This is a genomic window from Alcanivorax quisquiliarum (genome assembly GCF_023051175.1).
Classification (GTDB): domain Bacteria; phylum Pseudomonadota; class Gammaproteobacteria; order Pseudomonadales; family Alcanivoracaceae; genus Isoalcanivorax; species Isoalcanivorax quisquiliarum.
The window spans coordinates 341,204-367,538 of record NZ_JALKII010000001.1; the positions used below are offsets into that span (position 1 = coordinate 341,204).

A 26,335-nucleotide genomic window follows, 5' to 3' on the forward strand; every position below is an offset into this window, starting at 1 on the left:
ATCAGAATCCGTACATGTAGAAGTTACCACCAAAATTAATCATGGCCTGGTGGCCGTTGTTATCGGCGATATTACCCCCCATGAAGGAGCCATTGGCGTTTTGCATAAAGCCATCTTGTACATTCAGCGCCGTGTTGCTTTCCACGGCCAAGCCTTCGAAGTACATGCCGAAGCGGACATCGCTGTAGCCGCTGCTGACACCTGTGACCGGATCATAACCGCCTGCGCCGGTGCCAGGATAATGAGCTTTAACCGCGGGCATATCGTTCAGGTAGGCGTCTGTACAGTTGCCTGAGCCAAGCAAACAGTCACCATCTTCATTACGAAACTTGTTCCAGTTGCGCGCTGTCATTGCCGAGGCTGACGATGCCTCACTCAATCTGGAAGCATCCAGACTCAAGCGATTTACGACCAGCGAGGCATGGCCGTTTTTGAATACCAACCACTCGTCCGTGCGGTTTTCCAGTTGCAAGCCGAGGCGACAGTTCGGACTGGCCAAGCCTGTACAATCAGCATGGGCGGCACCGATGTCGGTGTTGCCCAGGCCTTCATTGCCGCTGCCTTTGTGGGGGGGGATGCTGTTGTAGTAGTACTCCAGGCTGACCAGCACACCCTCCTGCCCGGTCACAGCCCCCATTTCCTGCTCAGTGAGCGGCTGCAGCCCAGCAGCATGTATACCAAGGGGGAAAACGCAAACCACCACGGACAACAAGCGACAGAATATCATCATGGCGCAGCCCCGAGAGTAGTGATCTTGAGGTGGTGGATACGCATGCCCTCAATACGGGAAATGCCGATATTGGTCACCTGCTCATTTCCCACATTCCCACCAACGAAGTAGATGCCATTATTGACGGAATCCGCTGCGGGCAACCCGGCTCCCGTCGCCGTATTCACCCCAGTGAAGTCACCCCAGTGAACATAGCCACGGGTTGCTTCGTTCGGATTATCCAGAATGCCATTGGTCATGGCACAGTCACCACTATTGTTAATATCCCCACAATAGAAATGGTTGTAGATTTCCGGGGTATTCGGGATACGGGTCAGTTCGATTACAAAATCGCCCGTGGCGTTGCCGGAGCCATCACGCACAGCATCAAAGTTGATGGTCTGGTAATGGAGTACTCCCAAGGGCAAAAAGGCATCTACATCTTTGAAGTACATGCCTTCGTTGTCGTCGAAATCCGGCACAGTATGCAGCCGGTCCGGTGAATCAGCGGTTTGCCGCACAGAGAAGCGAAAGTCGCCAGAGAGCGCGCTCTGGTAGGTAATCCCGAAGGTGTCTGCGCCCGCACCCTGCCCGGTGGTACGCATCAGGCGCAAGATGGCCGGGTCTCCGGCACGGGTCGTCGGCTTGCCGTGGATAATCGTCTGGCTTTGCAGAAAGCTCGCCCCCGCGCTGCATCCACTGGCGCTGTTGTTGCAGGCACCCTCGTGGCTCGCATTGTTGTTCCGGTCTATCTCCAATTCGCCCCAGAAGGCCCAGCGCCAGTAATCTGTATTGCTCGGACCAATCAATTCCATCACGGTAGGCATCTGATTCGCACCGCTTGGATCGTCGCGGTACTGGCCCGTGTAGTCATGCCCACTGTACTGGTAGGCGCGCATGACGTAGGGGTCATATATGGAAGCCAACGAGGTGATACCGTAATTATTATTGGTACCCAGCGGGCAAGCCAGTGCCTCGTTACCAAAGGCCGCGTTACCGCTACAACCGTTACCGTACCAGTCGGTACCGGCGACACCACCATTTGTAATGGACAAACCGTAGTAACGGGCATCACCGCGCCGCCATCCTGCAGCCTGTGCATCGGGATGGGGGGTGGCGCCGGTCAGTTCGATATAACTGGTGGGCGCCCAGCGCATGCTGAAGTCATCCATGACAAACGCCAAACCGGTCCCGGTGACGCCGGCCATTTCGTATTCATCGAGGGGAGTCATGGATGCAGGGACCGCGACGGGGCTGAAGAGCGCCATGGCCATAGCACAGCAGGATAGGAACCCCGGAACCATTTTGGTACGCACGTTTCGCCTCATTCTTATTATTGGCATGTGGGGCCGCCCTCTTTCGCCTGGCTGCCCGCCCATACCATGACCTGCCGCAAAGCAGGTTTCCTGATCTGCTCAGGCTACATTCGCTCACACAAATCAGCAACTGCAGACCAGCGGCGGTTACAATAGTCATACAAACGCGCGATCGTTGCGGCGCGGCGCCAGCAACGGCCGGGAGAGGTACCCGGCCGGCTCGTTACTTTCCTCGCCCTCGCCCTTCTTCTTCACCTCTACCCAGCGCGGTTCCCATCAGATCGAGATCCTGCGCCAAATCACGCCATAAAGGGTTGTGTGATGCCACCAGGCTGAATAACAGCCGCTTTGGCAAAGTGCGCAGATGCCGTTCTCGCTGAATGGCCTGGTAGGCAAATCGCAGTGCTTCATAGTAGATCAGCTTGGTGGCGCTCCCTGGATGATGAAAGCTCGTGGTCGCGCCCAGCTTATGCATCAATACACGGCGTTCGAGATCCGGCGTCATCCCCATGAACACGGTGGTGTGAAAGCGGTTTGTCATCACGTAAACGTAGTACGGCTTGCTTCCTGGCACTGTTACCCCTCCATATAGCCCCTAACCCGAAGGGCCTATTCTGGGGAGGTTACCAACGCTGGGCCGTACGAGGCTCGCGCATAAACGTGTCAGACATCTCTGACAATAGGCTTAAGAGATTGCCCTCATTTGCCTGTGAAGTGAGCCAGCCCACAAGAAGAATGCAGACCACTTACTGTACTTTTAATATATCTCAAGGCATTGATATCATTGAAAAATCACCGCGCCATCAGCCCCCTGGCATCACCATCAACGCCATAAAATCCGAGACTGTGGTCGCTTCCAGCCGCTGTTGATCGTTGCACAACGCCCAGATCCGCTCACTACGGGCGTGCGTAAAACAGGTACGCAGATTCCTGCGAAACTTTTCTTCCAGTAGCGGGATACCCTCCTCCCGCCGGCGGCGGTGCCCCAGAGGATATATCACCTCGATCTTTTCGGTGTGCGTGCCGTCGTTGAAAAAAACCTGCACCGCATTGGCTATGGCGCGCTTGTCGGGATCAAGGTAGTCAACGGAATACTGCCGATCTTCCTGCACCTGCATCTTGTCTCGCAGCACATCAATCATCGGCTGCGCTGCGTGAAAGGCATCTTCGTAATGCTCCGCCTCCAGCGCACCGAAGATCAGCGGCACAGCCACCATATATTGCAGGCAGTGATCCCGGTCGGCCGGATTCGCCAATGGCCCGGTCTTGGAAATGATGCAGATGGCCGATTCGTGTGTGGTCAGCTCGATACGCAGGATATCGTTGAGCCGGGGCGCCACCAGGGGATGCAATATCATGGCCGCTTCACAAGCGGTCTGCGCATGAAACTCCGCTGGAAATGCGATCTTGAAGAGAATATTTTCCATGACATAGCTGCCGTACGCCCGCGGAAAGCGGAACTGCCGTTCCGATTCCGGCTTGAGCGCAAGATCCTTGCAGGTATGACTGAAAGCCACATCATAAAAGCCCCACTGGGCTGCGGTCAGCGCGCCGGGGATACCCATTTCATCCCGCAGGGCGATATCGGCAAGCCGTACGCCCCGGCTGCTGGCATCACCGGCTGCCCAGGATTTGCGCGAGCCTGCATTCGGTGCATGACGATAAGTACGCAACGCCGAGCCATCCACCCAGGCATGGGAAACGGCTGCCATGATCTGCTCACGGGTGCCACCCATCAGCTGTGCCGCCACGGCGGTGGATGCCACACGCACCAGCAGCACATGGCAGAGGCCCACCCGGTTGAAGCTGTTTTCCAGTGCGAGCACGCCCTGTATCTCGTGAGCCTTGACCATTGCCTCCAGCACATCGCGCATGGTCAGGGGCGGCCTGCCCTGCCGCTGGTTCTTTTGCGAGAGATGATCCGCCACAGCGAGAATGGCGCCGAGGTTGTCGGAGGGATGCCCCCATTCGGCGGCGAGCCAGGTATCGTTGTAATCCAGCCAGCGGATAGTGCAGCCGATATCCCAGGCTGCCTTGACCGGGTCGAGACGATACGGTGTGCCCGGCACGCGCACACCATCAGGCACAATGGTGCCCTCCACCAGCGGCCCGAGGTGTTTGACGCAGTCGGGGAAGGTCAGCGCCAGCACGGCGCAGCCGAGCGAGTCCATGAGGCAATACCGTGCAGTGGCCAGCGCCTCTGCCGAGGTCACACGGTAATCAAGAACGTAATCGACAATATCCTGAATGGGCTGGTCGTAATCGGGACGGGTGTTCAGATCGGCATTGGCTGCCGAAGCGGGCATCTCGGACACGGGCAGGCTCCTTCCGTGGTGGATGGGACCAGCACGATGCCGCAAAGTCCGGGGGTTCCCGGGCGGCATCGCCGCCAGAGATTTACCCTAGCACAACTAAAATCAGGCTGCGCATCCCGATCGCGGGGTTATGCATCGCCTCACGTCATTCTCGCACCGCACGACTTTGCAGCACATTTTCGCCCGTCGGCGCTGCTTCGGTCACATCTCTCATCAAGGCTCTCGGGGTTCTCAGCACCGAGCCGTCAAGAGTGCCCTGAATGCATCTTTCGAGAATGCTCCGAGAGTGCTCCCCCGGGAATGCATGTCCGCACCGTCACCGAGGCGCAGTCGTTTTCTGAAGAAAAGCCCGCCTCGGGGATATGTAAAAAGGCAACTATCTAAAAAGCATCGCCCGGCACGCGCACCCAGCCTTCCATCAACACCCGCGCACTACGGCTCATCACCGCTTTGGTCACCGCCCAATCATTGCCCGCCTGCTGGGCGGCGGCCCCCACGCGCAGCGTGCCGGATGGATGGCCGAAACGCACGGAGGTGCGCTCGCCCCCGCCGGCGGCCTGATTGACCAGTGTGCCGGGAATGGCTGCGGCGGTGCCGATCGCCACCGCTGCGGTGCCCATCATGGCATGGTGCAATTTGCCCATCGACAGCGCCCGCACCAGCAGATCCACATCTGCCGCTTCGACCGCCTTGCCGCTGGACGCGGTGTACGCAGCCGGCGGCGCCACAATAGCAATTTTTGGTGTGTGCTGGCGGCTGGCTGCTTCCTCTATATTCCGGATCAGGCCCATGCGCACCGCGCCGTAAGCCCGAATCGTCTCGAACATCGCCAGCGCTTTTGCATCGCTGTTGATGTCATCCTGAAGCTCCGTACCTTTATAGCCCAGTGCTTCGGCATTGACGAAAATGGTCGGGATCCCGGCATTGATCAATGTCGCGGCCAGCACCCCCACACCAGGAACCTCCAGCTCGTCCACCAGATTTCCCGTGGGGAAAATGGCGCCCTCGCCGTCGGCCGGGTCCATGAATTCGATCTGCACTTCCGCAGCGGGGAAGGTAACGCCATCCAGCTCGAAGTCGCCGGTTTCCTGCACTGCGCCTTGCGTGATGGGCACGTGCGCAATAATGGTTTTTTCGATATTGGCTTGCCAGATGCGCACCGTGCAGATGCCGTCATCCGGAATGCGTGTCTTGTCGACCAGCCCATTACTGATCGCGAACGCGCCCACCGCTGCGGTGAGATTGCCGCAGTTTCCGCTCCAGTCGATGAAGGGCTTGTCGATGGACACCTGCCCGAACAGATAATCCACATCATGCTCCGGGCGGCTGCTTCGCGAGAGAATGACTGTCTTGCTGGTGCTGGAGGTCGCCCCGCCCATGCCATCAGTGTGCTTGCCGTAAGGATCGGGGCTGCCGATCACGCGTAGCAACAACTGATCGCGTGCCGGCCCGGGCTGCTGGGCTGCCGGAGGCAGATCGGTCAGGCTGAAAAACACACCTTTGCTGGTGCCGCCACGCATATAGGTGGCGGGAATCCTGATTTGTGGCGCGTGCTGCGGCATGGTTGTGTTCCTTGATGACAATTCTGGTGGATGGTGAAAACAAGCCTGTTCTTCCTGGTCTCTCCCCGCCTTCTCGCCCTGATCCCTTATGCGCTACGCTCACCCTTCGGCTGTTCTGCGCAGCACATGCCTTACCAAGAGGATAGAGGCTAGAAGCGGTTGCAAACTTCGGCAAGAATGCCGCCTGCATGCGCTGATATTCCGTCAGCTGCATTCAGGCGGCGCCGCTGTGCCTGCTTGGTCCGCCGTTAACCGGCTTCTGCCATGAACTCCTTGGCGAATTTTTGCAAGATACCGCCAGCGGCATACACCGACACTTCTTCCGCTGTATCCAGGCGGCAAATAACGGGCACGCGCTCCACATCACCGTTCTGACGACGTATCACCAGTGTCAGTGTTGCGCCCGGTGCTGGCTCACCTTCCACATCGAACACCTCGGTACCATCAATGGCTAGCGTCTTGCGGGTCGTGCCCTCTTCGAACTGTAGCGGCATTACACCCATACCAATCAGGTTGGTGCGGTGGATGCGCTCGAAGCCCTCGGCCACGATTGCTTCAACACCGGCCAGAGCCACCCCTTTTGCAGCCCAGTCACGAGATGAGCCTTGCCCGTAATCTGCGCCGGCAATGATGATCAGTGGCTGCTTGCGCTCCATGTAGGTTTCGATGGCCTCCCACATGCGCATGACTTCACCTTCCGGCTCTACCCGCGCCAGCGAACCCTGGATCACTTTGCCCTGTTCATCCCGAACCATTTCATTGAACAGTTTCGGGTTGGCCAGGGTGGCACGCTGGGCGGTCAGGTGGTCGCCCCGGTGGGTGGCGTAGGAGTTGAAATCCTCCTCCGGCAAGCCCATTTTGGCGAGGTATTCACCCGCTGCGCTATCCGGCAGAATCGCGTTGGAGGGCGACAGGTGATCGGTGGTGATGTTGTCCGGCAGCACTGCCAGGGGGCGCATGTTTTTCAGCGCTCGCTGCGCGGCCATGCTGCCTTCCCAGTATGGCGGCCGGCGGATATAGGTGGACATCGGGCGCCAGTCGTACAGCGGGCTGGTAGCCTTCTTGTCGTCCCCTTTTTTCTCGAACATCGGAATATAAGTCTGGCGGAATTGCTCCGGCTTCACCGAGGCCTTGACGATGGCGTCGATTTCTTCATCGCTCGGCCAGATGTCTTTCAACGTCACGGGCTGACCATTGGCATCGTGGCCCAGCACGTCCTTCTCGATATCGAAACGGATAGTGCCGGCGATAGCGTACGCCACTACCAGCGGTGGCGAGGCCAGGAATGCCTGCTTTGCATAAGGATGAATGCGCCCATCAAAGTTGCGGTTGCCCGACAGCACTGCTGTGGCGTAGAGATCCCGCTCGATGATCTCTTGCTGAATAGCCGGGTCGAGCGCGCCGCTCATGCCGTTGCAGGTGGTACAGGCAAAGGCCACTACATCAAAACCAAGCTGTTGTAGCTCGGGCAACAGATCAGCCTCCTCCAGATACATCTTCACTGTTTTTGAGCCAGGCGCCAGCGAGGTTTTTACCCAGGGCTTGCGCAGCAAGCCAAGCTTGTTGGCGTTCCGCGCAATCAGGCCCGCCGCAATCATGTTGCGCGGGTTGCTGGTGTTGGTGCAGCTGGTGATAGCAGCGATGATGACGGCACCATCCGGCATCAGGCCTTCCTGTTCTTCCCAGGGCTTGGCGATGCCACGTTCCGTCAGCTCCGACACCGGCAGCAGGGCATGTGGATTGGAAGGCCCGGCCAGATTACGCTCCACGGTAGACATATCAAACCGGAGCACGCGTTCGTACTCCGCTGTTTTCAGGCTGTCTGCCCACAGGCCGGTATGCTTGGCGAACTTCTCTACCAGAGCGACCTGCTCATCGTCGCGCCCGGTCAGCTTGAGGTAATCGATCGTCTGGCCATCGATAAAGAACATCGCGGCCGTGGCGCCATATTCCGGGGTCATGTTGGAGATCGTGGCGCGATCACCAACCGTCAGCGCGTCGGCACCTTCGCCGTAAAATTCCAGATAGGCGCCCACTACCCGCTCGCGACGCAGGAATTCCGTCAACGCCAGCACCAGGTCTGTGCCAGTGATGCCCGGCTTGAGCTTCCCGACCAACTCGACGCCGACGATATCGGGCAGGCGCATCATGGAAGGGTTGCCGAGCATGACGTTTTCAGCTTCCAGGCCGCCTACACCCACGGAAATCACACCAAGCGCATCCACCATGGGGGTGTGGCTATCGGTGCCTACACATGTATCCGGGTAGGCAACACCGTCCGCTACCTGTACCACCGGCGACATCTTCTCCAGATTGATCTGATGCATGATGCCATTGCCAGGCGGGATCACATCGACGTTATCAAACGCGGTTTTGGTCCAGTTGATGAAGTGGAAGCGATCTTCGTTGCGGCGTTCTTCCACCGCACGGTTTTTCTCGAACGCGTTTTCTTCAAAACCGGCGTGTTCGACGGCCAGCGAATGATCGACGATGAGCTGTGTCGGCACCACCGGATTGACCTTGGAAGGATCGCCGCCCTGCTCCGCGATTGCATCGCGCAAGCCCGCCAGATCCACCAGCGCCGTCTGGCCGAGAATGTCGTGGCACACTACACGGGCGGGATACCACGGGAAATCCAGATCACGCTTACGCTCGATCAGCTGCTTGAGCGAATCGGTCAGTGCTGCCGGTGCGCAGCGGCGCACCAGTTGCTCGGCAAGGATTCGGGAGGTGTACGGCAGCTTGTCATACGCACCCGGCTGGATGGCATCGACAGCCTCACGGGCATCGAAGTAATCCAGCTGCGTGCCGGGCAGTGATTTGCGATATTCAGTATTCATGGGTCGTGGTCACCTGAGTAGCGTTACCGGGGTTACCCGTTCAACTTTTTGGCCTCGCGCCGACCGGTGCGGCTTTGTTGCAGCCTGGCACCGTTCTGGCGGAGCACTGTTCAACGATTTCACTATTTAACAACTTCACTGGCGCCTGAAAAACGCGGCAAGACAGGCAAGTCTGTCTTGAGCCAGCGGACACTCCGAGGCGCGGCCTTCCCCTCTCCCCCAACCCCTCTCCCACAAGGGGAGAGGGGAGCAGGAATGATGCCAGCTCTCCCCTTTTTTGGGACGAGCGAAGCGCAGAACAGCCGTAGGCTGGTTCGAAGGGTGAGCGTAGCGAATAAGGGGCTGGGGAGAGAGGAGGTCAAATGGCACCTCTTTCCCGCATGAAAAAACCTCAACGAACCATCACCTCATTCCCCCTCTGTCAGAGAGGAGTTCTGTGCAGTGGAAAGCTTGCGACAAACCACCCTCCACACGTTGGAAACCTTAACAAGCCCCCTTTCTTTCTAGCCCCTCTCCCCTTGTGGGAGAGGGGTTGGGGAGAGGGGGGAAAGCTCAGCGCTGCTCGATTGCCGTTACCTTGCGCGGTGCCTCGCCAACATACTCCGCGCTCGGGCGGATAATACGGTTGTCCGCGCGTTGCTCGAACACATGCGCAGCCCAGCCAGTCAGCCGGCTCATCACGAAAATCGGCGTGAACAGCTTGGTCGGAATACCCATGAAGTGATAAGCAGAAGCATGGAAGAAATCGGCGTTACAGAACAGTTTCTTCTCGCGCCACATCACCTCTTCACATCGTACCGACACCGGGTAGAGCACGGTATCGCCTACGTCTGCGGCAAGCTTCTCCGACCACTGCTTGATGATCGCGTTACGGGGATCGGATTCACGGTAGATGGCGTGGCCGAAGCCCATGATCTTTTCCTTGCGTGCCAGCATGCCCAGCATTTCCTGCTCGGCATGATCCGGGTCGCGGAACTTTTCGATCATATCCATTGCCGCTTCGTTGGCGCCGCCGTGCAGCGGGCCGCGCAACGAGCCGATCGCACCCGTGATGCAGCTGTGCAGATCCGAAAGCGTGGAGGCGCAAACGCGGGCGGTGAAGGTCGAGGCGTTGAACTCGTGCTCGGCATACAGGATCAGCGACACGTTCATGACCTGCTCGTGCAAAGCATTGGGCTTCTCGCCGCGCAGCAGATGCAGGAAATGGGCGCCGATGGAATCATCGTCGGTTTCCACATCAATGCGCACGCCATCATGGCTATAGCGGTACCAGTAGCAGATCATCGACGGGAACGACGCCAGCAGACGGTCCGCTGCGTCACCTTGTTGGCTGAAATCGGTTTCTGTTTCCAGGTTGCCGAGCACCGAGCAACCAGTGCGCATCACGTCCATCGGATGTGCTTCCCTGGGCAGGCGCTCCAGTACTTCTTTCAATGCCTGTGGCAGTCCACGCATGCTTTTCAGGCGTGCCTTGTAGCTGTCCAGCTCAGCCTGAGTCGGCAGCTTGCCTTTCAGGATCAGGTAAGCCACCTCTTCAAACTGACAGTTCTCAGCCAGATCCTGTACATCATAACCACGATAGGTCAGCCCGGAACCGGATTGGCCGACGGTGGACAACGCTGTCTTGCCCGCGACCTGGCCGCGCAGGCCGGCACCACTGAGTTGCTTTGCTTCTGCCATGCTTGTTCTCCTTCAATAATCCCGGATTTTTAGGCCCGCTCCCGTGACAGGAGGGGGTTGGGAAAAGATGCCCCAGGCCGAAAGCGCTGCCGCGCAGCATATTATCGGCGCTGCCTCCTTCTCCCTGCCCTCTCCTGAATGGGAGAGGGTAAAGAAACCCAACAGCTCCCGTTTCAGATACAGCGAAAGCGAAGAAGCTGAAAAACCTTTTCCGTCGTGTCATGCCAACCCAACGGGGCTGACATCGTCTTGCCAAACGCATCTTTTCTCTGGCAAGCAGAGGCAGGACACTACTCCACGCTCTCTGCGCGGCAACTTCACCGGCAGAGGCGCGGCGTCAGGCTTTGCCCTGGCTGAACAGTTCATCCAGCTTTTGCTCGTACTCGTGGTAGCCGAGGAAGTCGTACAGCTCCATGCGTGTCTGCATGGTATCGACCACGCCCTTCTGGTGGCCATCCTTGCGAATCGCCTCATACACCGCGAGCGCAGCCTTGTTCATGGCGCGAAACGCAGACAACGGGTACAACACCATATTTGCGCCTGCCCCGGCCAGCTCCTCGCGGCTGAACAGCGGTGTAGCACCGAACTCGGTGATGTTGGCCAGCAGCGGCGCGCCGCCGATCCCGTCGGAAAAGGCCCGGTAGTCATCCAGGGTATGAACGGCCTCGGCAAAAATACCGTCAGCGCCCGCTTCAAGGCAGGCCCGTGCACGCTCGATGGCCGCTTCCAACCCTTCTTTCTGGAAAGAATCGGTACGCGCAATAATGAAAAAGTCGGCATCAAAACGGGCATCAGCCGCAGCCTTCACGCGATCGACCATTTCATCTTTGCTGACAATCTCCTTGTTGGGGCGATGCCCGCAGCGCTTCTGCGCCACCTGGTCTTCCAGGTGCACGGCGCCTGCACCGGCGCGGATCATCTCTTTCACTGTGCGGCCGATATTGAACGCGCCGCCCCAGCCGGTATCGATATCCACCAGCAGCGGCACTTCCGTGGCACCACTGATGCGGCGCACATCTTCCAGCACATCATTGAGGCTGGTCATGCCCAGATCCGGCAGCCCGTACGACGCATTGGCAACGCCGCCACCGGACAAATAAATGGCGCGGTAGCCCACGCGCTCGGCCATCATGGCGCAATACGCATTGATCGTGCCCATGATCTGTAGCGGCTGTTCCTCCGCGAGTGCCTTGCGGAACCGTCCGCCAGCGGTGAGTGCTGTCATGTGCTGCTTCTCCTGTGTCTGTTCTGTTGCTCTTGGCTGTGCGCTGTTCTTTCCTCTAAGGAACAGAACATGGTTGTTTCTTCTGCTCCCCTCTCAAGCGTGAGAGACGAAGCCAGTGTTTGTGCTTGCATCTGTGCACCCTAACCCTGCCGGCAATTCTATCCATCTGCTGTACCAGCGCTCTGTGTGGTCTGTTGTTCAATATTCTGGCGTGCCCGGCTGATATGCCGGCGCATCAGCAATTCGGCCATTTCACCATCCCGGGCTTCCAGCGCCTCCACGATGCCGCGATGCTCGCGCAAGGCGCGCTGCGGGCGATTCGTCACGGTGGAGAACTGATACCGATACATGCGCACCATGTGATACAGGCCACCGATCAGCATCTGGATCAGCGTTTCGTTATGGCTGCCCTGAATGATCCGGTAATGAAAATCCAGATCCCCTTCGCGCTGGAAGTAAGCAACATCTTCCTTGAGATCCTGCTGCTGCTCATGCTGCACCAGCAGATCGGCCAGGCTGGCGATTTCTGCATCGGTCATGAATTGCGCTGCGAGCCGGGCGGCCATGCCTTCCAGCGCTTCGCGCACATGGTAGATTTCGATCAGTGCAGGCAGCGACAGCGACGCGACGCGCGTGCCCACATGCGGCACCCGCTCAAGCAGTTTGCGGGATTCGAGGCGACGAATGGCCTCACGCAGTGGCCCACGGCTCACGCCGTAGCGGCTGGCAAGCTCGGTTTCGCCCAGCTTTGTGCCCGGCAGCAGGTGGCCGCGCACGATATCGTCCTGGAGCCGGGAGAACACCCGATCTGCCAAGGTGCGGCCATCGCTCTCGATCAGGTCAAGGCTTGGCTCGGCGGCAGTATTCTGGTGGGGTGCAGACATCGGTCACGGCCCGGTTGTAGACAATTACAAGCTATGGGCCGTGACTTTACCTCTGCGGAGGGGCAGTTTCAAGAGGATTGTTGACAATCAGAGCGGACAAGTCGCTCCGACATACTGCCATTCTACCGAACCTCGAACATGGGCCAGCAGGCGCTGCTTCTGCTCGTTGCTCAGCTCATCGACGCTGTCGACACCCTGCGCCTGGTAATATTTCTGTGGCATATAGATATCGATCCACTGGGCTGCTACCTGATCCGCGAAGTGCTCGTCAGAGAGGCGATAGATAGGCCGATCATTCTCGCCCGTGCCGTTCAGCGCGATTCGGCCCTGAATCTCGGTGCCGAAATGCCGCAGGTCGCCCTGCTCGTCAGCCTGCCCCGACAACATCAGCATCACGCCAGCACTTTCGATTACACCTTCCTCCACGACGGTTCGGCTGATGTAACCGACCGGGAAATCATTTTGTGGATCGCCAGTGGGGCATTGACCGTTGCGGCCAGCGTAGACAATCCCATGGCCGCCTACCTGACGGATCTCAAGAAACATTGTCGCATCACCGCCGTTATCAAGCCCGCCACCGCGAGGCGTGTCTTGGCTGAATGTGAAATTGACAGCCTCTGTGGTATCTGTCCCCGCCTCGATCTCGTAGCCGCCTTCGTAGTTGTAGTTCTTCTCATTCTTTTCTTCGATCAGCTCGCAGCTACCGGGATCATCAGCGATTTCCGCGTCGGTACAGCCGCGACGCAGTGTCAGCTGATAGAAGCCGACAGCAGCGTCGAGCGCTGCGGGGTCCAGGCTCGTTGCACCAAGCTCGACCCGCGCCATCCGCACCGGCAAGCCCTCGGGCGCCGGGTCGGGCTTTTTATGCAGCAGATCGGCCACAGGCGAGCCGAGGAAGGTTCCGAGAATACGGCCGAAATCATCCGCCACCGGACGGTAGTACATGGTCGGATACATCAAGGCGTAATCGACACCGTTCTGGCCCGGCACACCATGGTGAAGAACATTGCCCAGAAAGCGGCCGCTGACCGAGATATCCGTGGTGACGTCATTGTTCATCAACCCTTGCAACGCCACATTTTCGAGCACCAGCTCATCATCCAGGCGCGCATCACGGGAGAAGCTGAGCATGTCCTTCTCGGTCTCGGCGGGATCACTGCCGCCCTGAACATGGGATAACAGCACGGAGGCCAGCCCGACGACCTCGCCGGTCGGCAACGCCAACATGGTGCCGCTCAACGTACCGAGGGGATCTGCAGCGGGCTGCTTGTCTGTACTGATCAGGTCAAAAATCGTCGCCTGGTAGTCAACTTCGTAGAAGCCGGCGCGAGTCAGTTCGGTGCTATAGGCCAGACGCGCCAGCACATCACTTTCAGTGGCAAAGATATAAGGCGCGTTATTCCCGCCCACTTCCTCGCCTACCGCATCCAGCAGCGGGCTCCAGGCATCTTTGAACTCGACAAAATCAGTGGCCTCCAGCGACCTGCCTCGCACCAGTTCATTGTAACGCTGATTGATAATACCTTCGGCGCCATGCAGTACGTCGGGCAGTTCGATGTCAGCCGTGCTGGTATCACTGTCCAGCGCCAGCAACAACGCGGCGCGGTTTCTGATCCGTGCATCGGTGGCCGGCAGCCGCCGTGGCGATTCCAGCACATCCGCGAGCGACAGGCGCTGCACACCCCAGACAGTGCCATCCTCACCCAAGGTCGTGAGAATCGCCAGTTGCGGCAAAGCGGCGCGGCCAATCGGCAGCACGTTGCCGAGATAAACCCCGTAGCCCAGGAAGAACTCGATGCTGGTCGCACTTTCCGGGCATACTGCAGCCCCGGCCGGCACTATGCGCCCGTCCACCTCGGTGGGCTCGGTGTAGGTGCGCCCGAGGGAGGCGCCACAGCGGTAGCCGAGATTCAGCAAGCGCGGCCCGACGAACTCCACCAGCATATCCCCGCGCGGTGTCTCCTCACACAGCGCCCCTGCCGGGCAGCCCGGCAAATCCACATTGGAGAAATCTTCCTTGCCATTACAGCCTGCGAGCACCGCAAGTAGCACGGTGGCGCCAGCGGCGGAAAGGAAACGGGTCAATTTCATCATGTCGAAAATTCTCGGTTAGATTTCGCCTGTGGCTGGGCACAGTACCCGGCGCGGCAAGCAGGGTAAACCCTGGCCTGTCGCCATATTGCCGCCACTTAATATCCTCTCACCACTACACTGCCTTCTATCGCCAGCTCGCTGTCCGGCTCGCCCACCAGCCCAGGCAGCCCACCCTCGGCATAGCCCAGATAGACGACCAGGTAACGCTGACCCGGCTCCCGTGGCAGAGTTCCCTCAATGTAAGCGTAGCGCAACCAGCTTTCCTGGAAGCGTCGCGTAAAGACGTTATCCACTTGCAGCAACGGCTGGCCCTGTTCATCGAGCAACAGCAGCTGGGGGTGAAGGTAGCGGCCACGCTGTTTGAAACTCAGTACGCGCACGCCGCTCAATTCATCCGATAGCGCCAGCACTCGCGCTGGCAACCAGCTACCGCCGAGGTAAATACGGGCGCTCTGCCCGTCCGCGTACTGCAGCAGCCGCTCCTTGCCGGGCCGCAACGCCTGAGCTTCCTCCAGCAGCGTCAGGCAACAGCCTGCCTCCACGGGAGTGACAGTTTCCAGGTAAGCGCCGTCCAGCGCCGGCTCGATAGGCTCGTAGGCCGGCACCCGCGCCTCGTTGGCGCGCCGCTCGGCGGCAAGATCAACACGCTGCCGGGTTACCTGCCCGTCACCATCAATGTAGGTGACGAAGCGCTCCTGTTCCGGCACCTCTTCTCGATCCCGTGGTGGCGCGTGCTCGACCGGTTCACGATCGCCAGCTTCTTCCACCTGGTAGGCGAGCAGCTCGTCGTCCGTGATGGCAGGCGCCACAACGGATTCCTCCGTGTGCTGCACAGGCTGCTGCCTAGCCGGCTCGGCCGGTATCTCGCCCGTGACCAGATTGCCCTGCTCGTCCATATAGACGTACAAGCCACCGCCCTGTCCGCCTGTCGAGCAGGCAGACAGCAGCAGGCACAGCAGCGCGATGCTGATCCCGTTACGCATCAGAACCGGGTACGAAAAGCCAGGCCGAACATGGTAATCGACGCCTTGGTTGAAATATCCAGGCCCGCATAGGGGTTGTAGACCAGGTTGTTGATGCCGGTGCAGTTGGCGGCGCAACTGGTGCCCGCCGGAATATCATCCCGGCTCTGCAGCACACCCACAGCAAGATCCACCTCGGTATTCTTGTCCCAGCGATAGCCCAGCCCGAGGCTGTAATATCGCGCCTTGTTGATCGGTACCAGCGGCGCACGCCGATCATCCGGTATCGCCGAGGCACGCGGCTCGAATCCTGCTCGCAGGGCAAGGCGGTCGGTCATCGCGTATTCGGCACCGAAGGCAAGGTTCCAGGTGGATTCATATCCGAGTGGAAAATAAAGGCTGGTGGGCGTAGAGCCTGGTGAGAACAGGCGTGCCAATGCCAGCGCCGCGTTCGTGCCGTCAAACTGGAAGTTGAACGCATCCCACTCCTTGTAATCTACCCACACTGCGTCGATATTCAGCTGCAAGCGCTCGGTCGGCTTGAACTTTATGCCAGTTTGAAAATGCGCCGGCATAACCAGATCCATGTTCAGCTGCCCCACATCTTCCGGCGCGAGATAACTTGGCACCCCCAGCACCGCCAGCGCGATGGCACCCGTCGGGCTGGAACCGATACCGTTTACCGTTTCCCGCGCTGCGTTGGAATAAGCGATCCGGTAGCGGCCACGCATATGCACTTTGGTCGGCGCGTGCCACACCGCACCCCACGCAAAGCGCTCGTTCGGCTCCCACAACACGCCCAGATTGTACGACGGGCTGAAACGCTGATGCATGGCAACATCCATGGAGGCCAGGCTCTTGAACGGCCCGAGCCCTTCGTTCGGGCGACAGATACCGAACAGGATAATATCCAGCGCAAAATTCGACTCGCCCTTGAACGGTGCGCACAGGCTTTCATCGATGATGCGCGCAAAGCCAAGCAATTCATTCGGCGACCGGAAATCGGTTTCCAGGGCAACAGCCTGATAAGAGAAACCGATCGAGGCACCAATGGCGAGCGTGTCGTTGACCTGATAACCCACCGACGGCGCCAGATAGGTGATCCGGTTCAGTGCCACCCTGCGGCCCATGAAATTGCCCGGATCGCCATCGTCACGATAAAAACCTGCGGCCATGGGCAAATAAGTCGCCGTGGCAAACGTGAACTTCGAGCCTGGGGGCTTGATCGAGAATGCCGGGATCGGCCCAGCCACAAGTGGCCCCGGCGGCAAATCCACCAGATCATTCACGATCGGCAGATAAAGCGACACACCCGCAATGGTGCTGGTACTGCTGCGAAAGTTGCGGCACACATCCGAGCCGTCGTTGGGTGTATCGGCGCACACCACCGGGTCGTCGGAAAAGCCGAAGACGTTATAACCTGGCGGCGCGCTGAATTTTGATTCAACGGACATATCCACCGCCAGGAACTGGAGGTCCATGCGGCGCCCTTCCAGCCGTGCCAGACCAGCAGGATTGAAGTGAATCGACATGATACCCGGCGGGTCCGCGGTCACCGCATGCGCCATGCTCATGGCTCGCACATCAATGCCCAGGTTGGTCGCCAGCTGTGCGCTCGCGGTGAAACTGGCGAACATCAGCCCCAGCGCCAGGCCGAGCTTCGCAAATCTACTGCTCATGGACATCAGCCCCCCTCTGGCCGGCCACATCATCAAGCGCCCGGCTTCAGGCCCGTCACATCAATCGGCAGCGAAATGCCGAGCAACACGTCTGGCGAATCCTCGGTCAGGCCAAAACCAAAGCTGATATTGATGATCCGGTTGCTGGAGGTGCGCAAACCCAGGGAAGTGTTGAGAATACTGCTGGTGGAATCGCTGGATTCCGCCACATAACGACCGCCGTGCTGATTGCTGTCGAAATGGAAACGGGAGGCGAAGTTGTACGACTGCTGATAGCTCGCCGATACCGACACTTCGTAAGACAGCGCATAAGCCAGGCCCATGGAAAAACTGATGCTGTCACCGGGCTCCACCCGCCGCAATGTGCCCGTGCCCCGGCGCTGACGCAGGCCCGTAGCATTGAACGCCTTGGTGTAGCCAATTGAGCCGAACAGCACCACCGGATCAACAATCTTGCTCATGCTGACGCCGCCGCCCAGGGAGTAATAGCCTTTTCCGCTGGATAGCTCGTTCAACACATTGATGTCGTAGGGGCTGTCACCTGTGGCGGTAGAAAGCGTGGTGTAAAGGGTCGTGTTGACGCCGCCCGGCCGCACCGGAAACGGCTGATAGCGCAGCCCGAAGCTGACATCACCCAAGGCCACCGATTGCGTGTCCTTGTTGGTGTCGTATTTGTATTGCACAGGCAGCCGGGTGTTGAACGTCAGGTTATTACGCAGCCCGTAATCCACCGATAGCGATGCGCCGAACGCATGCTCCGCGTCGTTCTCGATGCGGTAGCGATTCAGCGAACCACTGGATTCATCAATGCCGATATCAATCGTATCGTTGCGGTAGTAGCTGTAATCACCCGAGAAGTTCACTGCCAGCCGGCCAGCTGCCAGGAGCGAATACTGCCGCTCGGAAGCCTGGAAAACCTCTTCCAGGTTACTTTCTTCCGTAACGTCCGTCTCGCGCTGCTGCAATGCCTCGCGCGCGGCCTCTGTCTCATCTTCAGGCGCAACCTGTGCCGACGCACCGGCCGCTGCCAAGAGCCATGCCAGAAGAATCATGCTCTGGCCTGCCCACCCCCGGAAACGCTGAAAGCACATCATCATTCGTTATTCTCGTTGTTGTAAAATCAATGAGAGTCTGTTGGGTCTCAGTTGGTACTTGAGCTGTTATTTGTTGCGGTAATAGGTTCTCGTCGGCACATTGATGACCCGCTCGACCCCTTCACGATCCGTGGTCAATACTGGCACCAGTGTGCCCGCTCTATCCGCCCACTGCTCCATCGGCCGGGTGAATACCGGAAACTCCTGAAACGCCAGCATATTGATGGTCTGCTCATCAATCTGGCGCAGGTCATAATCGGTCAGCGCGAGGCCATCACGCGGCTCGAAGCCGTTCGGGAAAACGATGAACAGCACGTTCTGGTCCCAGATTTCCTCGAACTTGGATTCGGTAAAGCTGATATTGCCAAGCGCCGGGTCGGCCACGTAAATGTGCCCGTCGCGCCACTCACGCAGCACCACGAAATGTTTGAAACCGCCATAGGCAATCGGCACGATCGCCGGGTGATCCAGTGTGCGCAGGTCTTTCATCTGAGCGCGAAACCCGCCGCTGGGATGCCCCAACGCGGTAGCGAGCCGGCGCATGTCGAGCAGGGAAAATCCGCGCCGCTCGACGATCTTGTCCGTTTCGCCAAAGCGCAGCAGGCCCTCCATGATCTGGCGCTCGTCGAACTGCCGTCCCAGATACTGGTTCAGAACAGTTGTCAGCGCAGCAGAACCACAGGAATAGTCATATGCCTGGCGGGTCAGGTTGCGGTAGCGGAATTCGGAAACAGGCTTGGCCAGAATGTCGCGCTCGGCGACGGGGCCCTCGTGCGTGGGGTGCTCATAATGGATATAACCGCGGGGGTGTTCCTCCACCACGGCAATCTGATTGACGGCAAAGAAGATCAATGCCACGCCCAGCACACTTACCAGCATCTGCGATGCCCTTTTTATTATATATGTTTGTTATTTCACTGATCTGGCGCGGCCAGATCCCACCCGGTTTCAAAATTCATCCGCCGCTCCTGGTTACCGAAGCGCTACGGGATGTTGCATGGTAGCTCAGGAAAGGCAGCACATTGTTGGCTTTTTGTAACGACCAGCTCCGAAAAGCAAACGGGCCCGGTACTGATACCGGACCCGCTTGCGGTCATCAAGCTGGCAAAACTTACTTGCCGTTGATGGAGACGACGGTACCACCCAGATCAAGGCCGGAGATGTAGACGTTACCCAGATAGGCCTGGTTTGCGCCCGCATTGGCGTTCAACGAAACGCGATCCATGGCGATCTCGATACCGCTCATTCCTGCACCCAGTGCCAACTCCAGCCCGTTGTCAGTCAGCGAGCCTGTGGTGCCGGTCAGGTTAACACCGGTGATCTCGATCTCGTCGATACCAATGGCGCCGCCAACAACACCGCCACTCAGATCATTCAACTTGAAGTTGCTGATACCCAGGGTGCCGATTTGACCAGCGGTAATATTCAGGAAATCAGAGGCACCTGCACCCAGCTCGATCTCCATGCTGAAGTCATCAATATTGATGTCCATCGAATCGAGAATGCGGGTGTTGCCATCGGCTTGGCCCACCTGGGTGTTCAGGTTAGCCATGCCAGCCTCGAGATCATTGCCGTCGGTGCCCGGCATGACATGGATGTCCCCCGTGGCAATCTTCAACTGGTCCACATTCACACCAACGCGCAGCACACCATCGCCACCGCGAGTACCGGAATCCAGATCAATACGCAGGCCGCCATCAATCACAAGATCGGTGAGCAACAACAACCCGGGATCGGTGAAGACCGGGTCGTTATCTACATCGACACCAGTCTGGAAACCATCAGTGTCTTCGATACCGACGTTGAGAGTAATCTGGTCGAGGTCCATGATGATTGAAATACCATCCTGACCGGTCACCCCGGAAAGAGCCGCATCGTCCATTGCCTGCATGGCGAAGCCGGTCGCCGGCAGAGTAGCAATAGCGGATACGAGCGCGAGTTTCCTGAAAGCTTTCATTTATTATCTCCTAGGCGTGCACAACGCTTATTATTTTTTCGTTTTTGCAGTGCCCTCTGTCGTGGCGTGCTGCGGAGATCACATTAACACTACCGATACAAAACCACCAACAACCGTTACGAACGTTCACTCGCTAATCACAAAACAGTAAGTCACTGTTTTAAAAGGAATTAAAAGCAGGCGATCCAAGCATCGCATGATCCGTCGAACTGCCGTTCGTCGCTTTGTCATCACCGAGAGTTACAGTCGGTAACGTACGCCAGTACAAAAATCAGGCGCGCCGGCCGCCCCGTCAGACAATCTGGTTGCCGCCCCTGCACTACTCCAGCCACCTGCCCCGCCACAGTCGGCCACGGCAACCAACACCGAAAGGTCGCCCTCTACCGGTTCGGCGGGTACACTCTCCGCCCATTCACCCGGGCTGGCCCGGCACGAAGCTTGAACACTTGCTCGGCCCCGACAATGACGTGCTTGCCATAGCCGGCCACGCAGAGCATCAGGTCGTATCGAGAACAGGCCATATTAGAGAGCCTCATGAACCGCACCACCGCTCCCGCCCCACTCAGCACCGTATTTCATGACGGCTATTGCTGGCGCCTGGGCGGGGCTCCCGCACATTCGCGCCACGTTCATGCCGGCGAAACCGCTGCACTGTCAGAGCTGCCCGCTGCGGCAGAAGCGTGGCTGGCCGGGCATCCGGGCCGCTGGGTGGTGGGCGTGCTGGCCTACGAAGCCGCAGCCTTGCTGCACCACACCGATTGCGCTCATGCGCCGATGACGCCGCTAGCGGTGCTCCATTTTTATGAGCACTTGCCGGGCGCCGCTGTGCTGCCCGCAGCCGCACAACCGTTCACGTTACGTGAGCCCTTTCGGCACGACTGGGCACGGCCGCAATATCTGTCGGCAGTAGAGAAAATCCGGGCTTATCTGCGCGCCGGCGATTGCTATCAGGTGAACCTTGCGCAACGTTTCAGTAGCCGCTACGACGGCGACAGCTTGAATGCCTGGTTACGTTTGCAGGCCGATCACCCCGCTCCCCATGCCAGCTATTTCGATTATGGCGAGGGGCAGATATTCGGTGTCTCGCCAGAACGCTTTCTCGCCATCAACGGCCGTGAAATCCTGACCGAGCCGATCAAAGGCAGTCGGCCGCGTGGCATCGATCATGCACAAGACGCCCAACTTGCCCGGCAGTTGCTCGAAAGCAACAAGGATCGCGCCGAAAACCTGATGATCGTGGATCTGCTACGCAACGATCTGGGCCAGCTATGCCGGCCGGGCAGTATCACAGCCGCCCCGCTTTTCGAATTGCGCCAGTTTTCCAACGTGCAGCATCTGGTCTCGACGGTTCGAGGCACGCTGCGTGACGACGTGCCCCCGCTCGCGGCGCTGCTGGCCTGCTTTCCCGGCGGCTCGATCACTGGCGCCCCCAAGCGGCGGGCCATGCAGATCATTCGCGAGCTGGAGCCGGTGGCACGAGGTTTTTATTGCGGCAGCCTGTTTTGGCAATCGGCGGATGGCCGTTTCGATTCGAGCATATTGATTCGTACCTTGCAGGCGCACCAAGGCGAGATTGTCTGCCATGGCGGCGGCGGCATCGTCTACGATTCTGACCCTGAGCTGGAATATGCAGAGAGCATTTTCAAGGTGGAGAAACTGATGGCGGCGCTGGGCTGACAGGATGCTGTGACGGCTTGTGCACTGCCAGGCCAGAGTGCGCCTTTCACACATGGTTGATGCGCTGGTTTGGCGGCTGGTTGATGGCGGTCAGATGGCTGGTTTGGCGCACCCTCTCCCCCGGCCCCTCTCCCATCAAGGGAGAGGGGAGATTGCTGCCCCACCTTTAGCGGCAAGGATTACTGCCTGCCTTCCTGAGCTTGCCAGGAGAGTGCTGTGGGTCTTCTTCAGCCTGTGAGAACATCGGTCTTCTTCAGTCCGGGAGAGGAGAAACTGTTTGCTTTCCTTCGCGCCCGAGAGGAAAAGCTATCTGCTTTCTTCGACCCCGAGAGGATAAGTTGTCCGCCTTTCTCTGATGCTTGCTTGATGATTCTTTACCGCTTACCGAGTAGCGCCGCGTCTTGAATTGCCGCACTGCGCTTTCCACATTTTCCACGCTTTTCAGCTCACGGCAGCGCCACGCCGCCTTCCGGCTCGATACTCGGTTGCTCCGTTGCTCCGTTGCTCCGTTGCTCCGTTGCTCCGTTGCTCCGATGCTCCATTGCTCCGTTGCTCCGTTGCTCCGTTGCTCCGTTGCTCCGATGCTCCGATGCTCCGATGCTCCGATGCTCCGATGCTCCGATGCTCCGATGCGATCAGAGCGTCAAGTCGCGGTGGCTCGCCTGCAAAATCGCCCGCTTCAGCTCTTCGTAATTGTTCATTGCCGGGAACTGTGGAAACTCGTCAATCACATTCTGCGGCGCGTGCAGCAGAAAGCCTGCGTCGGCCTCAGCGAGCATGGTGGTGTCGTTATAGGAATCACCGGCGGCAATAACGCGATACTGCAAGCTGTGAAATGCCTTGACCGACATTCGCTTGGGGTCTTTCTGCCTTAGTTTGTAATCGGTGATGCGGCCGTTGGCGTTCACCTCAAGCTTGTGGCACAGCAGTGTTGGCCAACCCAGCTGGCGCATCAGCGGCTGGGCAAATTCATAGAAAGTGTCGGAGAGAATGACGACCTGGAAGCGCTCGCGCAGCCAGTCAAGAAACTCGCGTGCGCCTTCCATCGGGCCCATCTGGTCGATCACGGCCTGGATATCGGGCAGGCCATAGCCATGCTCATCCAGGATGCGCAGGCGCTGCTTCATCAGCACGTCGTAATCAGGGATATCGCGGGTGGTGGCGCGCAGCTCGTCGATGCCTGTGCGCTCGGCGAAGTTGATCCAGATCTCCGGTACCAGCACACCTTCCAGATCAAGACAGACGATTTCCACGGTATCCCCCAGGGCAGCAATGACAGTGAATGAAAGCGGCGTCAATGTAGCCCCGCAGGCAATTCAATGCAACGCCCCGCGCCCTGATTACAAGCATAGGGTTATAAGCATAGAACCAGATGGCGGTTCAGCCACCTGGCCGGCGCTGGTAGACTGGCCGGCCCCGACCAAGCCGACCAGAGCAGCACGATGACTTTGACCGAACAGCAGATCCTTGACTGGAATGACGCCCTGCAACAAGCCACACCGCGGGCGCTGCTGGAGCAGGCGTTGGCCCGCTTTGAGAATATCGCCATTTCGTTCAGCGGCGCCGAAGATGTGGTGCTGATCGATCTGGCGACACGCATCAACCCGAATGTTCGCGTCTTCACGCTGGATACCGGCCGCCTGCACGCGGAGACATACCAGTTTCTGGATCGGGTGCGCGAGCGTTATCAGATTGATATCGAGGTAATGTTCCCCCAGGCCGAAGCGGTGCAACAGCTGGTCACCGAGAAGGGCCTGTTCAGTTTCTACCGCGACACCCATCATGAGTGCTGCGGCATCCGCAAGGTCGAGCCGCTCAAGCGCAAGCTGGCCACCCTTGATGCCTGGATTACCGGCCAGCGCAAGGATCAATCCCCCACCCGCAATGACATTCCGCTGGTGCAGCGGGATGAAGCACTGGCCGCTCCCGGCCGGCAGCTGGTGAAGTTCAATCCGCTCGCCAACTGGAGCTCCACTCGGGTCTGGGACTATATCCGGGGCAATGACGTGCCCTATAACAGCCTCCACGAACAGGGTTTTGTGTCAGTCGGCTGCCAGCCCTGCACCCGGCCGGTGCTGCCCAACCAGCACGAGCGCGAAGGCCGCTGGTGGTGGGAAGAGGCAACCCAGAAGGAATGTGGCCTGCACGCAGTGAATCTGCGCGAAGCCTGAGGCTTGCCGCCCCTGGCAATCAGGGGGCGGCCGTCAAAGCACCGGTAGCGGAATATCTGCAAACAGCGTGGCGAGCTCGTCACGGTTCTGGCAGGCAACAGCGCTATCCACCAGCTCGCGTGTCAGATGCGGCGCAAATTCGTTGATGAACTGGTACATGAAGCCGCGCAAAAAAGTGCCCTTGCGGAAACCGATGCTGGTGGTGCTCGCCTCGAACAGATGATCCGCATCCAGTTTCACCAGGCCGGTATCCCCCGGTTCCAGTGCCATATGAGCGATGATGCCCACCCCCATGCCGAGCCGAACATAGGTCTTGATGACGTCGGCATCCGCGGCGGTGAACACCACTTTCGGCGTCAGCCCGTGGCTGCGGAATGCCTCGTCCAGCTTGCTGCGGCCGGTAAAGCCGAAGGTGTAAGTGACCAGCGGATGCTCGGCCAGTTTCTCCAGAGTGAGATTTCTCTCTTTCGTCAGCGGATGCCCTTGCGGTACCACTACACTGCGGTTCCAGCGATAGCACGGCATCATGATCAGGTTCGAGAACAGCTCCAGCGCTTCGGTGGCAATGGCAAAATCCACGGTGCCGTTGGCGGCCATTTCGGCAATCTGCATCGGCGTGCCCTGATGCATATGCAGAGACACATCGGGAAATCCGTCGGTGAACTTGCGGATCACGGGTGGCAATGCATAGCGCGCCTGGGTATGCGTGGTGGCGATACTGAGCTCGCCGCGCGTCTCGTCACGAAATTCCTGCGAAACCCGTTTGATCGATTCCACCTTCTGGAGGATCTCGTCTGCCAGTTGCAGCACCGCCTGCCCGGCCGGCGTGACATGCGTCAGGTGCTTGCCCGAGCGGGCAAATATCTCGACGCCGAGCTCGTCCTCCAGCATACGGATCTGCTTGCTGATACCCGGCTGGGAGGTGAAAAGCGCCTGTGCCGTGGCCGAAACGTTCAGATCGTGCCGTGCCACTTCGCAGATATAGCGCAACTGCTGAAGCTTCATAGAGGTCGCACCGGTTATAAGAAACGACCGTCAGTATGCTACTTGCGTATAAAAGATGCCACGGGGCCGTGCTCAGGCTTCGCCGCTGCGCTCGTTGGTGACGCCGTGCGGCACATGCCCGGCTGCCACATGGCGTGCAGCCGATTCGCAGTGCCGAGCCTGATCGTCGAAGAACACATCGGCGGCGAAAGCCTCCAGAAAAGCACCTTTGTCCAGACCGCCCAGAAACAGGCTCTCATCAATACGGACGCCCCATGCACGCAGGGTACGCACCACCCGTTCATGCGCGGGCGCTGATCGCGCCGTGACCAATGCGGTGCGGATCGGGCTCTGCTCGGGGCTGAATTCGCTCTGCAACCTGTGTAATGCCGAAAGGAAACCCTTGAAAGGCCCACCGGAAAGCGGCTCATGAGCGGCGCGACGCTCGTTTTCGGCAAACGCCTCCAGCCCGCTCTCCTGGAAGATCCGCTCCGATTCGTCGGAAAACAGCACCGCATCGCCATCAAAAGCGATGCGCAGCTGGCCATCATGGCGCCCCAGCGCGCCGCTGGGCAAAATCGTGGCCGCCGCATAGCCGGCAGCCAGCGCCTCGCGGACATCTTCTGCCGCAGTAGAGAGAAACAGATGCGCCCCGAATGCGGATACATAACGGTGCGGGCTTTGCCCGCCAGCGAAGGCTGCCCGTGTGATCGGCAAGCCATAATGCTCAATGGAGTTGAACACCCGAAGGCCGGTGTCGGAGCTGTTACGCGACAGCAAGATCACTTCCACCCGCGTATCGTCACCAGCAAGGGTATTGATGCCCAACAACTTGCGCACCAGCGGGAAGGCGTCGCCCGGCTCAAGCGCCTCGTCCTCGTGCGCAACCTGATATTCGCGATAGGCATCCAGCCCGTGCTCTTCGAAAACACGGTGGCTCTCGCTGAGATTGAACAACGCACGCGAGCTGATGGCTACCACCAGCTTACCGTCGAAACTTACCGGCATCTCTTCTTCCTGGCCTGTCGTGATGTGTACCCTGATGCCTGCCCCACCGGGCGGCTTGCACGATATATAGCGCACGGGCCGTCGCGGTCGTCAAATGGGCCTGTTCTCGCACCGCAACTTCTGGCATAAAGTCGCCAGGGCCTGATGAGCATATGCTCGCCGTAACAGCCCGCCGTCA

20 protein-coding genes are annotated in these 26,335 nt (G+C 59.0%); 2 read left to right on the forward strand and 18 right to left on the reverse strand.

From position 1 onward, the window contains the following. Window position 1: 1 nt before the first annotated feature. From MU846_RS01595 to MU846_RS01665, 15 genes are all read right to left on the reverse strand, one after another. The gene (locus MU846_RS01595; protein WP_246947581.1) at window positions 2-730 is read right to left on the reverse strand and encodes a hypothetical protein; all 729 of its coding nucleotides are present in this window, start codon (window positions 728-730) and stop codon (window positions 2-4) included. Continuing rightward, window positions 727-1,941, reverse strand: coding sequence for a hypothetical protein (locus MU846_RS01600; protein WP_246947583.1), 1,215 nt, complete (start codon window positions 1,939-1,941; stop codon window positions 727-729). Before MU846_RS01600 ends, MU846_RS01595 begins: the two co-directional genes overlap by 4 nt. A 307-nt stretch (window positions 1,942-2,248) precedes the next feature. Beyond that, window positions 2,249-2,599 (reverse strand): GIY-YIG nuclease family protein, encoded by a 351-nt coding sequence (locus tag MU846_RS01605; RefSeq protein ID WP_246947585.1) that lies wholly within the window; start codon window positions 2,597-2,599, stop codon window positions 2,249-2,251. A 229-nt stretch (window positions 2,600-2,828) separates the two neighbouring features. Then, the gene (locus MU846_RS01610) at window positions 2,829-4,331 is read right to left on the reverse strand and encodes a bifunctional 2-methylcitrate dehydratase/aconitate hydratase (protein ID WP_246948263.1); all 1,503 of its coding nucleotides are present in this window, start codon (window positions 4,329-4,331) and stop codon (window positions 2,829-2,831) included. Window positions 4,332-4,720: 389 nt separating this feature from the next. Then, the gene (gene prpF, locus MU846_RS01615) at window positions 4,721-5,902 is read right to left on the reverse strand and encodes a 2-methylaconitate cis-trans isomerase PrpF (RefSeq protein WP_246947588.1); all 1,182 of its coding nucleotides are present in this window, start codon (window positions 5,900-5,902) and stop codon (window positions 4,721-4,723) included. A gap of 248 nt (window positions 5,903-6,150) precedes the next feature. After that, entirely contained in the window at window positions 6,151-8,742 is a 2,592-nt protein-coding gene (gene acnD, locus MU846_RS01620) for a Fe/S-dependent 2-methylisocitrate dehydratase AcnD (RefSeq protein WP_246947590.1), read from the reverse strand. 552 nt (window positions 8,743-9,294) lie between these two features. Beyond that, window positions 9,295-10,422: a bifunctional 2-methylcitrate synthase/citrate synthase gene (gene prpC, locus MU846_RS01625; RefSeq protein WP_246947592.1), complete on the reverse strand. Its 1,128-nt coding sequence runs from the start codon at window positions 10,420-10,422 to the stop codon at window positions 9,295-9,297. A 337-nt stretch (window positions 10,423-10,759) separates the two neighbouring features. Further along, window positions 10,760-11,647 (reverse strand): methylisocitrate lyase, encoded by an 888-nt coding sequence (prpB, locus tag MU846_RS01630; RefSeq protein ID WP_246947594.1) that lies wholly within the window; start codon window positions 11,645-11,647, stop codon window positions 10,760-10,762. Window positions 11,648-11,805: 158 nt separating this feature from the next. Continuing rightward, on the reverse strand, window positions 11,806-12,531 hold the full coding sequence (locus tag MU846_RS01635; protein ID WP_246947596.1) for a GntR family transcriptional regulator: 726 nt from the start codon (window positions 12,529-12,531) through the stop codon (window positions 11,806-11,808). A gap of 87 nt (window positions 12,532-12,618) precedes the next feature. Further along, a complete protein-coding gene (locus MU846_RS01640) occupies window positions 12,619-14,625 on the reverse strand; it encodes a hypothetical protein (RefSeq protein ID WP_246947598.1) in 2,007 nt (668 codons plus the stop codon). Window positions 14,626-14,720: 95 nt separating this feature from the next. Continuing rightward, on the reverse strand, window positions 14,721-15,608 hold the full coding sequence (locus tag MU846_RS01645) for a hypothetical protein (RefSeq protein WP_246947603.1): 888 nt from the start codon (window positions 15,606-15,608) through the stop codon (window positions 14,721-14,723). Continuing rightward, window positions 15,608-17,266 carry an OmpP1/FadL family transporter gene (locus MU846_RS01650; protein WP_246947605.1) on the reverse strand — a complete coding sequence of 553 codons (1,659 nt, stop codon included), beginning with the start codon at window positions 17,264-17,266 and terminating at the stop codon, window positions 15,608-15,610. The genes MU846_RS01645 and MU846_RS01650 overlap by 1 nt, the downstream gene beginning before the upstream one ends. A gap of 32 nt (window positions 17,267-17,298) precedes the next feature. Further along, the gene (locus tag MU846_RS01655) at window positions 17,299-18,363 is read right to left on the reverse strand and encodes a transporter (protein ID WP_246947607.1); all 1,065 of its coding nucleotides are present in this window, start codon (window positions 18,361-18,363) and stop codon (window positions 17,299-17,301) included. 63 nt (window positions 18,364-18,426) lie between these two features. Further along, complete coding sequence (locus MU846_RS01660) at window positions 18,427-19,239, reverse strand: C39 family peptidase (RefSeq protein ID WP_246947609.1); 813 nt, start codon at window positions 19,237-19,239, stop codon at window positions 18,427-18,429. 232 nt (window positions 19,240-19,471) lie between these two features. Beyond that, entirely contained in the window at window positions 19,472-20,317 is an 846-nt protein-coding gene (locus MU846_RS01665) for a DUF6160 family protein (RefSeq protein WP_246947611.1), read from the reverse strand. 534 nt (window positions 20,318-20,851) lie between these two features. Between MU846_RS01665 and MU846_RS01670 the strand changes: the two genes are divergently transcribed. Further along, complete coding sequence (locus MU846_RS01670) at window positions 20,852-21,994, forward strand: anthranilate synthase component I family protein (protein ID WP_246947613.1); 1,143 nt, start codon at window positions 20,852-20,854, stop codon at window positions 21,992-21,994. 635 nt (window positions 21,995-22,629) lie between these two features. Here the strand turns inward: MU846_RS01670 and thrH are convergent. Further along, on the reverse strand, window positions 22,630-23,247 hold the full coding sequence (gene thrH, locus MU846_RS01675) for a bifunctional phosphoserine phosphatase/homoserine phosphotransferase ThrH (RefSeq protein ID WP_246948265.1): 618 nt from the start codon (window positions 23,245-23,247) through the stop codon (window positions 22,630-22,632). A 189-nt stretch (window positions 23,248-23,436) separates the two neighbouring features. On the opposite strand from thrH, the gene MU846_RS01680 reads away from it, so the two are divergent. After that, entirely contained in the window at window positions 23,437-24,165 is a 729-nt protein-coding gene (locus tag MU846_RS01680; RefSeq protein WP_246947615.1) for a phosphoadenylyl-sulfate reductase, read from the forward strand. Between the two features lie 33 nt (window positions 24,166-24,198). Here the strand turns inward: MU846_RS01680 and cysB are convergent, their stop codons facing one another. Together cysB and MU846_RS01690 are read right to left on the reverse strand one after the other, a co-directional pair. Beyond that, window positions 24,199-25,170 carry an HTH-type transcriptional regulator CysB gene (gene cysB, locus MU846_RS01685; protein WP_246947619.1) on the reverse strand — a complete coding sequence of 324 codons (972 nt, stop codon included), beginning with the start codon at window positions 25,168-25,170 and terminating at the stop codon, window positions 24,199-24,201. A gap of 72 nt (window positions 25,171-25,242) precedes the next feature. Then, a complete protein-coding gene (locus MU846_RS01690; RefSeq protein WP_246947620.1) occupies window positions 25,243-26,157 on the reverse strand; it encodes a 5'-nucleotidase in 915 nt (304 codons plus the stop codon). Between the last annotated feature and the right edge of the window lie 178 nt (window positions 26,158-26,335).

Bases quoted from the DNA above. Each gene is read 5' to 3' on its own strand.
- MU846_RS01595 (WP_246947581.1), bottom strand. From the start codon at position 730: ATGATGATATTCTGTCGCTTGTTGTCCGTGGTGGTTTGCGTTTTCCCC.
- MU846_RS01600 (WP_246947583.1), bottom strand. From the start codon at position 1,941: ATGACTCCCCTCGATGAATACGAAATGGCCGGCGTCACCGGGACCGGT.
- MU846_RS01610 (WP_246948263.1), bottom strand. From the start codon at position 4,331: ATGCCCGCTTCGGCAGCCAATGCCGATCTGAACACCCGTCCCGATTAC.
- prpF (WP_246947588.1), bottom strand. From the start codon at position 5,902: ATGCCGCAGCACGCGCCACAAATCAGGATTCCCGCCACCTATATGCGT.
- acnD (WP_246947590.1), bottom strand. From the start codon at position 8,742: ATGAATACTGAATATCGCAAATCACTGCCCGGCACGCAGCTGGATTAC.
- prpC (WP_246947592.1), bottom strand. From the start codon at position 10,422: ATGGCAGAAGCAAAGCAACTCAGTGGTGCCGGCCTGCGCGGCCAGGTC.
- prpB (WP_246947594.1), bottom strand. From the start codon at position 11,647: ATGACAGCACTCACCGCTGGCGGACGGTTCCGCAAGGCACTCGCGGAG.
- MU846_RS01635 (WP_246947596.1), bottom strand. From the start codon at position 12,531: ATGTCTGCACCCCACCAGAATACTGCCGCCGAGCCAAGCCTTGACCTG.
- MU846_RS01640 (WP_246947598.1), bottom strand. From the start codon at position 14,625: ATGATGAAATTGACCCGTTTCCTTTCCGCCGCTGGCGCCACCGTGCTA.
- MU846_RS01645 (WP_246947603.1), bottom strand. From the start codon at position 15,608: ATGCGTAACGGGATCAGCATCGCGCTGCTGTGCCTGCTGCTGTCTGCC.
- MU846_RS01650 (WP_246947605.1), bottom strand. From the start codon at position 17,266: ATGAGCAGTAGATTTGCGAAGCTCGGCCTGGCGCTGGGGCTGATGTTC.
- MU846_RS01655 (WP_246947607.1), bottom strand. From the start codon at position 18,363: ATGATGATGTGCTTTCAGCGTTTCCGGGGGTGGGCAGGCCAGAGCATG.
- MU846_RS01660 (WP_246947609.1), bottom strand. From the start codon at position 19,239: ATGCTGGTAAGTGTGCTGGGCGTGGCATTGATCTTCTTTGCCGTCAAT.
- MU846_RS01665 (WP_246947611.1), bottom strand. From the start codon at position 20,317: ATGAAAGCTTTCAGGAAACTCGCGCTCGTATCCGCTATTGCTACTCTG.
- MU846_RS01670 (WP_246947613.1), top strand. From the start codon at position 20,852: ATGAACCGCACCACCGCTCCCGCCCCACTCAGCACCGTATTTCATGAC.
- MU846_RS01680 (WP_246947615.1), top strand. From the start codon at position 23,437: ATGACTTTGACCGAACAGCAGATCCTTGACTGGAATGACGCCCTGCAA.
- cysB (WP_246947619.1), bottom strand. From the start codon at position 25,170: ATGAAGCTTCAGCAGTTGCGCTATATCTGCGAAGTGGCACGGCACGAT.
- MU846_RS01690 (WP_246947620.1), bottom strand. From the start codon at position 26,157: ATGCCGGTAAGTTTCGACGGTAAGCTGGTGGTAGCCATCAGCTCGCGT.